The organism is Eubacterium oxidoreducens (assembly GCF_900104415.1).
Taxonomy (GTDB): Bacteria; Bacillota; Clostridia; order Lachnospirales; family Lachnospiraceae; genus Eubacterium_C; species Eubacterium_C oxidoreducens.
This window is the reverse complement of the sequence record NZ_FMXR01000011.1, coordinates 63,709-78,106: the sequence shown is the minus strand read 5'-3', so window position 1 is coordinate 78,106 and position 14,398 is coordinate 63,709. Positions and strand designations below refer to the sequence as shown.

Genomic DNA, 14,398 nt, shown 5'->3' with positions numbered 1-14,398 from the left:
TTTTTATCTATACAAAATGACTTTCGTCTCATATTGTTAGCACTCATTTGATTGGAGTGCTAATTTTCTATTGACTTTTTATTTTGGCAGTATTAAGATACTTTCAGATAAAAAAATTACAGTCAGGAGTGATAACAATATGGCAAATAAACATGGATCCTTATCCATTACAAGCGAGAATATATTCCCGGTCATCAAAAAGTGGTTATATTCTGATCACGATATCTTCTACCGCGAATTGGTTTCCAATGCCTGTGATGCGATTACAAAATTAAAAAAACTTGATATTATGGGAGAATATACTCTTCCGGATGATTACAAACCGCAAGTCAAGGTCGAACTTAATCCTACCGATAAAACAATCAAAATTATCGATAATGGTCTTGGAATGACAGCCGAGGAAGTGGATGAATACATCAATCAAATTGCATTTTCCGGAGCTACGGACTTCCTTGAGAAATACAAAGACAAGGCTAATGAGGAACAGATTATCGGACACTTTGGTCTTGGATTCTATTCTGCATTTATGGTAGCAGACGAAGTAACCATCGATACACTTTCTTACCAGGATGAGGCGAAAGCCGTTCATTGGTCCTGCGATGGCGGAACTGAATTTGATATGTCTGATTCCGACAAGCAAACAATCGGAACAGAAATCACACTATATTTGAACGAAGATTGCCTGGAATTTTGCAACAAATACCGTGCGAAAGAAGTTCTTGATAAATATTGTTCCTTCATGCCTCTTCCAATCTATCTAGACGACGTTACGGCAGAGACAGAATATGAAACAATTCTTCCGGAAGATAAGCTTGAAGACGATATCGTCGTTGAAACCATTATCGAAGAAGCGAAGACTGAGGAACGTGAAAATGAAAACGGCGAGAAAGAAATTGTTGAGATTTCTCCTAAACAAGAAAAGCTAAAAATTGAAAAACGTCCTGTTGCCATCAACGACACTACCCCGTTGTGGACAAAACATCCAAATGATTGCTCGGATGAAGATTACAAATCCTTCTATCGCAAGGTATTTAATGATTTTAAGGAACCTTTATTCTGGATTCATCTTAATATGGATTATCCGTTTAATTTAAAAGGAATTCTTTATTTCCCTAAAATCAATACCGAATACGATTCTATTGAAGGAACCATTAAACTTTACAACAATCAGGTATTTATCGCTGACAACATCAAAGAAGTCATTCCGGAATACTTAATGCTGTTAAAAGGTGTCATTGATTGTCCGGACCTTCCTTTGAACGTATCACGTAGCGCACTTCAAAATGATGGATTTGTAACCAAAATTTCTGATTACATTTCCAAAAAAGTTGCGGACAAACTTGTCGGAATGTGTAAAACCGAAAAGGAATCTTATGAAAAGTTCTGGGATGACATAAGTCCTTTCATCAAATTTGGTTGTATTAAAGATGATAAATTCTGCGACAAAATGAATGATTATATTTTGTTTAAGAATCTAGAAGATCAATATCTTACCCTGCCTGAGTGTCTGACCGTAGAAGATTCGGAAGATACAACGGATGATTCTACCGATAGCAACACAGATGAGGCTCCAAAGGATAATCGTAAACCGGTTTATTATGTAACTGACCGCAACCAGCAAAGCCAGTACATCAATTTATTTAAAGAAAGCGGTAAAGATGCCTTAATCTTAGATCAATCCATTGATTCAAGTTTTATTACAAAGCTTGAACAACGAAACGAAAAGATTCGCTTCATGCGTATTGATTCCGATTTGACCGAAGATATGAAAGAAGAAATTCCGGAAGAAGAACTAAAAGAATATACCGAAACTTTAACCGGACTTTTCCAAAATGCACTTGGTAAAGAACAACTCGATGTCAAAGTCGAGAAATTAAAAGACGAAAATATCTCGTCTATGATTGTTCTTTCTGAAGATATGATTCGTATGGAACAGATGATGAAGTATTATGCATCTGATGGCATGGACATGGGAATGTTTGCAGCTCCGGAAACATTGGTATTAAATATCAACAACAAGCTGGTTCATTACCTACTTGATCATGTTGATGGACCTAAGACCAACATGTTCTGTGAACAACTTTATGACCTCGCTATCCTGGCCAATAAACCTCTTGCTCCGGAAGCACTGACCAAATTCGTGCAACGCAGCAATGAGATTATGTTAGAACTTGCAGACAAATAAAAAACAGGGAATTGTGGTATTTCTCCACAATTCCCTATTTTTATGTTCTCTGACTCACGCATGAGTCTTTTAGATCTAATTGAAATCTGCTTTTACAGTTCTTTTTTTATTCTTCGTTACTCATACCCTGCTCATTCAAGCGACGTACATCATCATCGATGAATTCAACTTTCAAAATCAGAGCAAAGATTACTGCAATAATTGCCATTACCATAAGCAACTTATAAGCATTCAAATATCCAAAGTTTGTTCCTACGATACCTACTACCGTAATACCAATACCTGTCATAATTGCGTTGAGTGGCTGAATAACACGGAATGCATTTTCAAAGTCATAACGTCCCCAGATACCCATTGTACAAGATACCATCATATTAGAAGAACCACCAAGCATTAAAGCAAGAATCGGAAGTGAAACATAATGAAGTGCATGCGTCTGTGTAAGGTTAAATGCAATTGCCACTGCAGCAAGTACATTAATAAGCACCGTTGTCTTCTTTGTTCCAAGCTTAACATCAAGCCATCCGATGAAAGCTGATCCCGGAATTGCAATCACACCTGCAATACCAAGCATTGCAAAAATCTGTTCCGGCTGGTAACCCTGCTCAGTGAACTTGCCATAGAAGTTAGACATAATACCCATTGATAAGAATCCACCGATACCAACGGTAACCCACATAATCCACATACGACCTGTCGTCAGACATTTTCCTACTGTCCACTTTGAAGTCTTAAGATATTCAAGATTCTTAAGATGCTGCGCTTTTGCTGCTTCAAAATCAAAGTTGTGATCATTGTCCGGATAGCATCCCTTATCTTCAGGGAAATCTCTTGAGAATAACAGTACAATAATACCAACAATCAATGCAATAACTGCCATCACAATATAGAAATTACTGATATTAGAAGCTAACTTACCGCAAAGTGTTGTTGTTGTAGCTGCTGATACCGGATAACCTGCAGTCGCAATACCGATTGCCACTCCTCTCTTACGAGGGAACCAGTTACCAATTACCTGATAACTTAAAAGCATGGCAGAAACCAGTGCAAGTACATAACATACAAAATAACCGATTGCATATACTGCCGATGCGATTGCTACATTTCCACCGATTGCAATTCCTGCTGTTCTTGACCAGATAAATGCAAACACTGCTGTCAAGATCATTACAATACCCCAAACTTTAGAAGCCGTTGCCATTGACATCAGCTTACCAAACAGAATCGAACCTACGATTCCAAGAATCGTTGCAATTGATGATAATGCATAAATAAAGTTGGTATCCAGTCCCATTCCTCCAAAAACTTTAACCGTTACATTCAACGAATCTGAAGTAAGTGCTGAATACAAATAACATGAGACGAATCCGAGGATTACAATCACAAGTCCCTTTGCGCCTAGATTAAAGGCCGCTGTTTTCTTTTGTCCTTCCATTTATATACCTCCTAAATAATACGAATTCCGCAAAAGTACACTGTATACAATCATGCACTTTTGGGAAGAATAAAGCAGTTACTTCTTCTGCTTTATAGTAAATAGTCCCTATCCATCTTTTATAGACTACTATTTATATAGTGATTTTAACGAAATCTTTATATTTTTGTCAACCATAGCCAAATGCCAGTAATCCGTTTTGCGGATTAGTTCGTCTTATCTACTTTATTTTAGTCAAAATATTTTTATTCAACTTTTTTTCTTTCCGAAAGTTTTTATGTATGTTTTTCATAATGACAAAATGATTTTCTTATTCAACATTACCAATTTTCTTGTTTTTTTATAAGAAAGCACTAGGAAACCTTATACAAAAATTGTATTAAACCATTCCAATTTTCTATCCACAATCTTGTACTTTTTTACCAAAAAAAAGAAATCCTCCACCTACATTTAGTGGTGGGGGATTTCTCTAGTTTCATTCTTCTTTGTAAAATCACCTTTATTTTAGTATTCTTTTTTTGACACGTTTTACTCTGGCCGTAAATCTGTTATTTCGAATCCTTCTGTCAATCTCACTCGGAAGTTCTTCCTCCTGGAATCTTTTTTTATTTCGCATCATCTCTACCTGCATCGTACAGATGAATTGCAACAAATTTTCTAACACATAAGGATTATTCTCATCCCATTTAGGATTATCTTTATAGCGATCTGTAAATAATGGTTTCCCATCATTTATATATTCTTCTGCAAGCTTTTGATTGTCACTTTCAAATTCTTTCATAAATTCCATGGCTTCTTGCTGATTCATTGCTCTGCATGGATATTGCTTGCCCCACTGTTCAGACAACTCAAGAAGTATCTTTTCAAACATTCTAGATTCTGCCCTGGATAAATCCTTCATTTGATTTATAATTCGTTTAAATTCCAAAGCATTTCCCTGTAAACGATCATTTCTGTTTTTATCCGTTTCTATGATTTCATATTCATCGGTCCATTCTAAGCCAATTGCATCTAGAAAATCTGCCTGAATCATTCCATTTTTAAATTCGGCAAAATTATATCTTCGAACAATAATATTTTCCTTTCCCAAGACACGCTCAATTGCCTTTATTCTTTGATAATAATCAGGGCTGCAATTTTTTTCTTTATCCCTGGAATATTCTTCCCAGGTCAAAGTGTTATTTTGCTCTAGTTCATGCTTGATTCGCTGATTATACCAGCTTTCTACGAACTCATCTTGTCGTCTTAAATAGACAATAACTTTAACCTGATAACCATGCTTTTCTCCATGTTCTTTTAACTCTTCCCATAGAGATGCTCTTCTTTTTTGAGTTGCTTTCCATAACCCCTCATCCGATAATATAATATTATGATAGGTCTCAAAAAGACTTGCAATTGTCTGCATGCCTTCTGTAATACGTCTATTTTCTTCTGCAATATCTCTGTCTTTTTTGTCTGTCGTATCTCGATTATAAATGGTCAAATGCAAAAACTGTGCATTACGCACTTTTGCTCTGCCGTAATAGGTATATAAAATAGGATAATCATACCCTTTTTTGTGTAATACCTCCTCGTTATTATGACAAAAATTTTGAATTGCTGTTGTACCTGTCTTAGGTGTTCCAATGTGAATATAAAGTGTTTTCACAAAAAAATTCCTCCTGATTTTTCATTCATCTGCAAACATCTTTACATATTGTAAAGACTTTATGTGTTTACTACGTGATAAACATCTGTTATTTATTCGCAATATTCCGAATATGTTGTAAAAAAACTATTCGACTCGTAACCATCTCCGGTTACCATTTCCACCTGGTCCCACACTGATTCATTCAATTTCGTCGTTACGCTACTCAAATATGAATGATACTCACTCTCAAATGCTTCTGTTTTTCTTTCTTGTACAACAAGTTGTTTATTATTATCCGTTTCCTCTTTCAGATAATGATTCTCACAGTAAACAAAATAATACCCAGCGGAAGTTTCAATCATAGAAGACGTATCTCCATCTTCCATCTCAAATGCAACATCTTCTACTTCCTGTGGAAGATCTCCCCGTCGCACTTCTAAAGAAACACTATCTGCTTGTGTATAAGTTGCAGCCACTGAATCAAAATCCCCGCCGGCCTCTAGTTTCTTGCTTACCGTATTCGCCGTTTCTTCATCGGTTACATAAATCTGATGAATCTTCATCACTCTTGCTTCATTATCACTAACTTCTTCACTTACAGATTCCGTGAGGCTTGAATAAAGCAAATTAGCCAAAGCATATTGCTGATACATCTCTTCAATCTGCGCTTTTGTTGCACTTGTATAATTAATCTCTTCGTCCGTAAGACTCTCATAATAAGCTTCTGCTGCATTTGAGATGCTCTCTAGAGTCTGCTCGCTCAAAGACAATTCCCGCTCTTGTGCCAACTGTGCCATCGCCACTGTCTGCGCTAATTGTGATAATGTCATCTCCTTGATATAACTTTCAAAAGATTCTACCTTATCCTCTTGCGTCGTCACATCCATTTCATACATTTTTCCGTAAATATTTTGATAATTCAGCAAATAAATACGCGCCTGCGAAACGCTGCAGCTTTGATGATCAATCTTAAAAATGCTTTTGCCGCTTCCTGAACCATTCGCTGCATCTTTATTTACACTACTGCAGCCACATATCATAGACGCAGTAACAGCCATTGTCGCTGCTAACACCATTATCTTTTTCATCTTTTCTAACTCCAATTTATTTAAGTTTCTACAATCAGATAACGTCCATCTGCTATCTTGAATACTTCTTGTGCCTGCTCTAAATCGGCAAGCGACATCTGCGAAATATCTAAGCCCTCATCCTCAAAATACTGTTGTACTTCTTTGATATTCTTAACAACAACTGCAAAACAGTCCGACAAAAACGCATCTGCCTCTTCTAAATCATATGCAATTTTTTCCGGTAACAATTGAAGCTGCTGATCCAAAAATGTCTGCAATACTGCCTGATCATAGTTCATGTAATACGCCTCCAACTGATTTTAATTCATCCCGACTATCCTAGTATGTACGAAATCATGTTACAAGTCAATTCCAATTGTTTTAAGTTCCTGATACAAACGCGCCACCGGTAAACCCACTACATTATAATAATCTCCTTGAATCCCGCAAATGTATTTCATTCCAAAGCTTTCCTGAATTCCATAACCTCCGGCTTTATCATAAGGCGATGACGTTTTTATATATTCTTCGATTTCATCTTTTGTCATCTTATATAAAGAAACCTCAGTCTTTTCCGCAAAACACACCCTTTGCTCCTGATAAAGACATACCACTCCCGTATATACCTGATGCGTTCTTCCGCTCAACATCTCCATCATCTTTCTCGCCTGCATTTCATCTTTTGGTTTTCCAAGCACCTGATGATCCATCGCCACAACCGTATCCGCTGCAATAATCAAAGCATCTTCATCTTGAATCGTCCGGCGTACCTCCTGCGCTTTTTGCTCAGCCAATTCCTTCACCATCTCTTTTGGCGAAGTCGCACTTGTCTTTTCTTCTCCTACCGCTTTTCTAACTTCAAACTCTACTCCAATTTCTCCAAGAAGTTCTCGTCTTCTTGGAGAGCCGGATGCTAATATGATTCGCATTTTATCTTTCCTCTATTCTACAATATATTTATGCTTCGTCTAAGCTGATTTCTTTTTCCAGGCAAAAAGAATATAAGATTTTCTCTTTGACCGGTTTAGCAAGCGTTCGTTCCAACGCTTTTTTATAATTGTCTAATTGGCCGAAATATTTCTTAATCAAATCTTCCTTTGACTCTACATAGTCTGTCTTATAATCCAATAGAACAACGTAATCTTCTTCTTCCCAATAGACATCAATAATTCCTTGCATAAGAACCAGTTCTTTAGAATCGACGTGACCAATATTCGGGAAACTCTCTACCTCCCCGGCTTCAATTCCCATAACAAAAGGCTTTTCTTTGAATAAAAGTCCTTTTTGAGCCGCTTTATGCATACGTGCACATGCCTCACTGTCGAAGAACGATTCTAGCCTTGAAAGGATAAGACGATCAGCATCTTCTTGCAGCATCCTGCCTGATTTGACAAATTCTTCCTTACACTGCTCTAGATATCGGCTTCGCTGTCGCTTCCAATTCTCATCATGTTCATCCCCATCCGCATACTCACTTGTAAAATCAAACAACTCCATAAAGCGATGCACCGCAGTTCCGTATAACGCTCCTTCCGGCGCCTCCTGCGTTTCTTTAATAAATGAAGGAACATAATATTCCTGCCTTTTGGATATTTCTTGTGCGTACTCCATTCTAGGCGGCTGTTCATTCTCCTCGACTGCTTTTTCGATATCCAAATGTTTTAACTCCGATACCGATACTTTCGTTGGCAAAACCATCTCCTTCTCATATGGATATTTCCATAAAAGACGTCTTTCGATTTCCTCTTTCACCTTCTCATCAAAAGGCTTATTGATAATCCTTAAAACATTTCCCCGTTTTTCTACTACTCTTGAACGGGACTCTAAGCGATTCGGATCATAGACTGTGATATCTACCAGATGATCCTTTCCATTCAAAACCGGTATCACCCAATCCAGATAACAAGCAGCTTTATATCTACTATAATAAGAAGGTGTTGCATTATATTGTTGATGTTCTAGCATTTCCTCACACTTTTTGTAGACTCCGGTCATAACAAGCTTATCCTTTGCTCTTGTAAGTGCAACATATAACACTCGCATCTCTTCTCCATGATTATCGTTATGAACAGCATCTGCCAGTGCCTTTTTCATTAAGGTATCTGCCTTTACTCTTCTTTCCACATCAATCATATTCATACCGATTCCATAATCGGCATGCATAAGAAGACTGCCTTTTTCATCTTGTGTATTTATTTTTCGCCCCATGTTACATACAAATACGATTGGAAATTCAAGCCCTTTACTCTTATGAATGGTCATCAGTGTTACGACATCTTCCTCAATCTCCCCTAAATCAGCTTCGTCAATGTTAACCTTGTTTTTCTTAAGCTCCGATAAATAATGAATAAATCGATATAAGCTTTTATACCCCTCTTTTTCATATGCGGCTGCCTTCTCAACAAGCAGTAACAAATTGGCTTTTCTTTGTTCCCCTGCCGGAAGCATCGCTGCATAATTCAAATAACCGGTGGAAGAATAGATTTCTTCAATCAATTCCCGAAGTGACAGATATTCACACTTTCTTGTATACTCATCTAATAATTGCAAAAAGCTTTTTAGCTTTTCTCTTAAGTTCTCATCCTCTCCTTCCTTAGCATAAGCAAAGACTGCTTCATAAAACGTCTCTTCTTGATCCGCTATACGAATCATCGCCAGTTCCTGCTCGCTTAAGCCAACAATTGGGGAATATAGCACACTAGCCAGGGCAATATCCTGTCTTCGATTGTCAATTACCGAAAGAAGATTTAATATCAACCGAACCTCTCTAGAATCCAACAATCCTTGTTTTTGGACACATTTTACCGGAATTCCATAATCTTCGAGCTCTTCTATTATTTCTGTACTATTTCTCAATGAACGACTCAGCAAAACAATATCCCGGTACTTAGCCGGACGAAGCTCTTTTGTATCAGCATCTGTAATCTTAAGTGTTCCAACCATCTGTTGGATTCTTGTAGCAATCATCCTTGCCTCAAGACGAGAATCCTCTTCTTTGATATTTCCTTCTTGTTCATTTGGATCAACAAGCAGAATTTCGCTTTTAAAGTCCTTTTCATGCTCCGGCAAAACAAACTGACTTCCTCTTACCAATCTTGCAGACTTATCGTACTCAACCTTTCCAAGATCCGCGTGCATAATCGCTTCAAAGATACAATTTGTAGTATCTACAACCTCATCTCTACTGCGATAATTTTGTTTTAATAAGATTTTTTGCTCTTTTGACTCTTCTAGCGTAAATCTGGAATATTTTTCCGCAAACAATTCCGGACGTGCCATTCGAAACCGGTAGATACTTTGCTTAATATCTCCCACCATAAACATATTTACTGCAATCCCCTGCTCATCGGTTCTCGCTATTGCTGTCAAAATTGCCTCTTGTACATAATTGCTATCTTGGTATTCGTCCACCATAATTTCTACATAGTTTTGCGACAGTTCTCTTGCCGCATCTGTAATTTCATGATGTCCCTGCTCGTTTCTTAGCACCTTCAATGCCAGATGTTCCACATCCGAAAAATCAAGAATGTTTTTTTCTTGTTTCTTTTCAAAAAAACGTTTTGCATATTGCATCGTAAGATGTATCAGTTCATCCGCATACTCTTTACATACCTTGAGTGCTGCAACTTCTTCCTCCGCCGAAATTGCATAATCTTTAATTTTTTCTTTTATTTTTTTCTTAACATCCTCACGAAGTGCCTTAACCCGCTCTTTCAGGCCCTCGTCCACTTCATCTTTTTTGGTAATTCTAGGCAGATTATGAAACTCTACCTGTTCAAAACGCTGAACTCTCTCAAAATAATCCTTCTCATCCTTAATTTTCAATATTGCATCATATTCTGCATTCAAATTCTCAAGGTATTTGTTCGGACCACATGGATCAGACGCAAGCACAATCGCTTCCTGTAATTCTTCAAGAGCTCCTTCTATGTATGATTTGGTAATCGCATCTACGAACTTCATCCATTCTTGCTTAGACAATTTTTCTTTGTCCGTAATATTAAAATTGTCCGCACACTGCTTTAAGTATTGTTCCGGATAAGGATGACTTTGTGAAAACTTATATAAATCTTTGATCATCTTCTCAACCGGCAATTCCTTCTTATTCGGTGCATAAGCTTCCATAAAATGCAAAAAGCGCTCGTCTTTTTCGGTATATTTTTCTTCTAGAATCTCCGCAAGCGCCTCTTCTTCCAACAAAAGCAGTTCCGCTTCTTCTCCGATACGAAAAGCCGGGTCTAGATTAATCAGATGAAAATAATTACGAAGTACCTGCGTGCAAAAACTGTCTATCGTTGAAATCTGCGCATTATTAATCAAGGACAATTGTCTTCTTAAATGTTCATTTTCCGGTTGATGTTCTATCTCTTCACTTATCAGTTTATGAATACGCTCTTTCATCTCCGCTGCTGCTGCTCTTGTATAGGTCAGCACCAAAAACTCATCTACATCTACCGGATGATCTTGATCTTTTAGTCTGTTTAGGATTCGATTTGACAATACAGCGGTCTTACCAGAACCTGCTGCCGCCGATACCAAAATACTGCGCCCTTGATCGTTCATTGCATGAAGCTGATCATCATTCCATTTTATCGCCATCGTCTAACTCTCCTCTCATCCAATCCAAAAACACTTCATCCTTTCTTCTATTCGAACTCTCTAAGATGCGACTTTGACATCCCGCAAGCTTCTCATCAAATCCGCATACACTCTTATAGATGCAGTACGTACAAGCATGATCCGTCCCGATTTCATAAGGATTGGCCTTTATCTGACCGCCCATAATCCCGTCGCCAAGCTGCGCAATCTTGTATTCTAAATAGTCCATAATAAGCTGCGATGGATCTTCCTTTTTGAATTTTATCTTTGTAAAATCAAGGCCGGATAATTTTTCCTCATCTAGGATTTTCTGTTCAATTTCCTCTTGTGTAGCCTGAATCGGCATTTTGACAATCGGGTCCTTAACAGAAAAATAGTATGCGGCTAATGCGTGCACCATTTTTCTCTCTCCATACCTTTGTTCCATCATCTCCTGAGCAGCTTTTAGATAAACCGGAAGCTGCAGATTCAAGCCATAAATCAGATTCAATAAATGAAAAGATGCTGCTCCCGTCTTATAATCTACCACCTGTACGGATACATTTCCCTCATCTTCACGTACATCAATTCGATCGATTTTACCAATCAGCTGCAGTCGTTCTCCCGAATTCAAATCAATCTTCGTCGCATCAAGCCCATCTTCATGCGAAAATGTCATCTCAAATTCTTCCGGTCTCATCAGTGACTCTTGTGTCTGTTTTTCAATTATCCATATTGACCGTTTCAAAATCCGCTGCATCCGCTCTCTCATATAAGATGCGCGATTGGTTTCATCCAAAGCCTGGTTATCCTGACCTTCCAAAGCAGCTTCAAAGCTTTCCGTAATCCGTCTTGTCTTTTCCTCTTCAAGTAAATCAAAAGAAAACCTTTGTTCCTTCTTAAGCTCCTTAAAATATATTTCCAGCGCTTTATGCAAAATATTACCAAAATCCAGCGCATCGAATTCGAGCTGCTCTCTTTCCTTTAGCCGCAAACCATAACTCAAAAAATGACGGAATGCACATCCGGCAAATTGTTCTAGACGCGTTATGCTCAAATTCATCTTCTTATCGTATAATGCACGTGCCAAATCCTTATCTAAATCCTCTTGGGTATAATAAAAATCCTTCCCCTTCAACGCCTTATACAAACGCTCTTTATACACTTCATCCTCTTTAAAATAAGCATTCAAGGCCCAAAGCACCTCATCATCCGGAATTGTCTTGGCCGCTTCAAGTTCTTTTAGCAATTCTTCAAAAGCATTTTCCTTTGTCAGAATTCGATTTATAAGTTCTTCTTGTGCACTTTCCACCTTTCGATTCGGGAACATATTTAAAATCATCTGTATCAGATAGGATTTTTGCATCGCTTTTGAGGAACTGTCTACTAGCGCATATGTAAGAAACAGTTTCTTCATCGGTTTGGTCAAAGCCATATACAGATAGAAGCGTTGTACAAATGCCTGCTCTTGCTCTCCCGGTGCAAGTTCAATCTTATAATCCGATAGCATCTTTCGATCCTGCCCATTAAGCAGTCCGGATGTTTTTACACCTTTGGGAACAAGGCCATCATTTACTCCTATAAAAAAGACAACTTTAATCGCACTAAGACGGCTTCTTTCAATATCTCCAATCATAACATGATCAACGCCTGCCGGAATCATCCCCATCTTTTCCGAGGCAAAACCGGCATCTAGAATCTTAGCCAAGTCGGATACTTTTACACACTCATCTCCCATCAGGGTTACCATCTTTTCAAACAGCTGCATCACACTTGTGTAGACCTGTGCGTATTCCCGTTCTAGCTGGCGTTCCTTGTGCTGCGCAAAATACAGCTCCCACTCTTTTAGTTTCTGTGGCATATTGCGTTCCCTTGTAAACTGATATAACGCCGTCATTTTCGCCCTAACGGTTTCTTTGGCACTTCCCACTATCTTTCGAACCTGCTCGGTATCTTCAACCAAACGTTCTCTTAAAACATTTAGGTATGCAAGCTGTTCTTGCGTCATATTCTTTTGCATTCGTATCCATTTTTTTGTCCAGTTACTATAAGAATAAATTCCATTTGCACGAATATAATTTTCCAAAATCTGTGTATCTTCATTCGAAAATCCGCTATAACCACTCTTTAGATATCGAACCACGCTTTCACGCGAAAAATTTTTCTCTATCATTTCGAGAACACTTCTTATTACTTCAACAAACTGCATTTTAAGAAGCGTTTGCTTTTGATCTAGAAAATACGGTATCTCATACTCTTCAAATATGTTTCTGCAATAAGGACCATGGCTTTGCATATCTGCCGAAATCACTGCAAAATCCCGATATCGGTAGCCTTCTAGCTCCACCATCTGCTTCACCTTACGTGCCACATATCGTATCTCTTCCTGCGGGGTATTTAGTGCTACAATGCGGATATTATCGCATTTATCCGTATATACCTGCGCTTTTTTTCGAAACAGATTCGTCTCAAGATGAGACAACTCAGGTGCATTCTCATAACGCTTACTTGCCCCATCCTCCATAAGAATCGCATCTTCTATCTCACAACCGGTTTCTTCTGCCAGTTTCTTCAGCGCAAGAATGGATTTTCCTGATAAATAAAACAATTCATGCTGTTTTGGCTGCACATATAGTGGTTGATCCGTATCGGTGGTAAAGGTACAATATACTTTTTTACTTAATGATAATATCGGTCCTAGCACCTGCATCTGTACCGGCGTAAATCCCGTATAGCCATCCAACAAAACAATCGCATCCCGAAGAATTTTAGACTCTTCGATGCGCATAGCCAGCTTCGTGAGCATTTCCTCCGACGCCATATAGTGTTTTTCCCTCAGTTTCTCTTTGAATGCGCCATATAACACGGCAATATCATGCACTTTCATGCCGGCAGCATCACTGCGGCTTTCACTGATTTGAAGTAAGGCTTCCGACGTAACCTCATATTGCATCAGTTCCGACAAGATCGACTTTAATTCTTCTATAAATCCCATCTGTTGCACATTAGAAGCCAGCATCTTAAGATGTTTTTCCTGTTCCATTGCAACACTTCTAAGAAGCAGACTTTTGCCTGTTTCACTTAAAATCTCTTCGGATACCACTCCCAACTCTTCAAATACGCGATATGCCAATCTTTCAAAACTCAATATATCCAGATTCAAGATGGCATGTTCCGGCTGCATGGCCACCAGATCCTTTTGCGTCTGCAACGTAAACTGCTCCGGTACAATTACCAGATATTGCTGCTTGGGACTTTGCTTTGCTTCCTCTAAAAACCTTCGATACATAAAAGCCGATTTTCCACTGCCTGCCCTTCCAAGAACAAATTGTAATGCCATAGTACCTCTCCCTTTTTCATAGTATATTTATTGTACCATAAGACTGCGAAAATGCACCTGTGGTAAGGGTTGATTATTGCCCCCTTGATGCGATATAATTTTTAGTAGAAATTGACTATTTTTAACAATATATGATTTTGTTAAACGTTCCGGTGAAACA

At 38.2% G+C, this 14,398-nt stretch carries 8 protein-coding genes; 1 reads left to right on the top strand and 7 read right to left on the bottom strand.

Annotated features, from left to right (window positions below):
- The first annotated feature begins 139 nt into the window (after positions 1-139).
- The gene (htpG, locus tag BLS20_RS08100; protein ID WP_090173867.1) at positions 140-2,185 is read left to right on the top strand and encodes a molecular chaperone HtpG; all 2,046 of its coding nucleotides are present in this window, start codon (positions 140-142) and stop codon (positions 2,183-2,185) included.
- Positions 2,186-2,291: 106 nt separating this feature from the next.
- Here the strand turns inward: htpG and BLS20_RS08095 are convergent, their stop codons facing one another.
- From BLS20_RS08095 to BLS20_RS08065, 7 genes are all read right to left on the bottom strand, one after another.
- Positions 2,292-3,620, bottom strand: a complete 1,329-nt coding sequence (locus BLS20_RS08095) for an MFS transporter (RefSeq protein ID WP_090173866.1) — start codon at positions 3,618-3,620, stop codon at positions 2,292-2,294.
- Positions 3,621-4,119: 499 nt separating this feature from the next.
- On the bottom strand, positions 4,120-5,268 hold the full coding sequence (locus BLS20_RS08090; protein ID WP_090173865.1) for a hypothetical protein: 1,149 nt from the start codon (positions 5,266-5,268) through the stop codon (positions 4,120-4,122).
- A gap of 92 nt (positions 5,269-5,360) precedes the next feature.
- The gene (locus tag BLS20_RS08085) at positions 5,361-6,338 is read right to left on the bottom strand and encodes a peptidylprolyl isomerase (protein WP_090173864.1); all 978 of its coding nucleotides are present in this window, start codon (positions 6,336-6,338) and stop codon (positions 5,361-5,363) included.
- 20 nt (positions 6,339-6,358) lie between these two features.
- On the bottom strand, positions 6,359-6,619 hold the full coding sequence (locus tag BLS20_RS08080; RefSeq protein WP_090173863.1) for a glyoxalase: 261 nt from the start codon (positions 6,617-6,619) through the stop codon (positions 6,359-6,361).
- Between the two features lie 60 nt (positions 6,620-6,679).
- Complete coding sequence (locus tag BLS20_RS08075; RefSeq protein WP_090173862.1) at positions 6,680-7,249, bottom strand: Maf family protein; 570 nt, start codon at positions 7,247-7,249, stop codon at positions 6,680-6,682.
- A gap of 28 nt (positions 7,250-7,277) precedes the next feature.
- The gene (gene addA / locus BLS20_RS08070; protein WP_090173861.1) at positions 7,278-10,919 is read right to left on the bottom strand and encodes a helicase-exonuclease AddAB subunit AddA; all 3,642 of its coding nucleotides are present in this window, start codon (positions 10,917-10,919) and stop codon (positions 7,278-7,280) included.
- Positions 10,900-14,238 carry a PD-(D/E)XK nuclease family protein gene (locus BLS20_RS08065; RefSeq protein WP_090173860.1) on the bottom strand — a complete coding sequence of 1,113 codons (3,339 nt, stop codon included), beginning with the start codon at positions 14,236-14,238 and terminating at the stop codon, positions 10,900-10,902. Before BLS20_RS08065 ends, addA begins: the two co-directional genes overlap by 20 nt.
- Positions 14,239-14,398 lie beyond the last annotated feature (160 nt).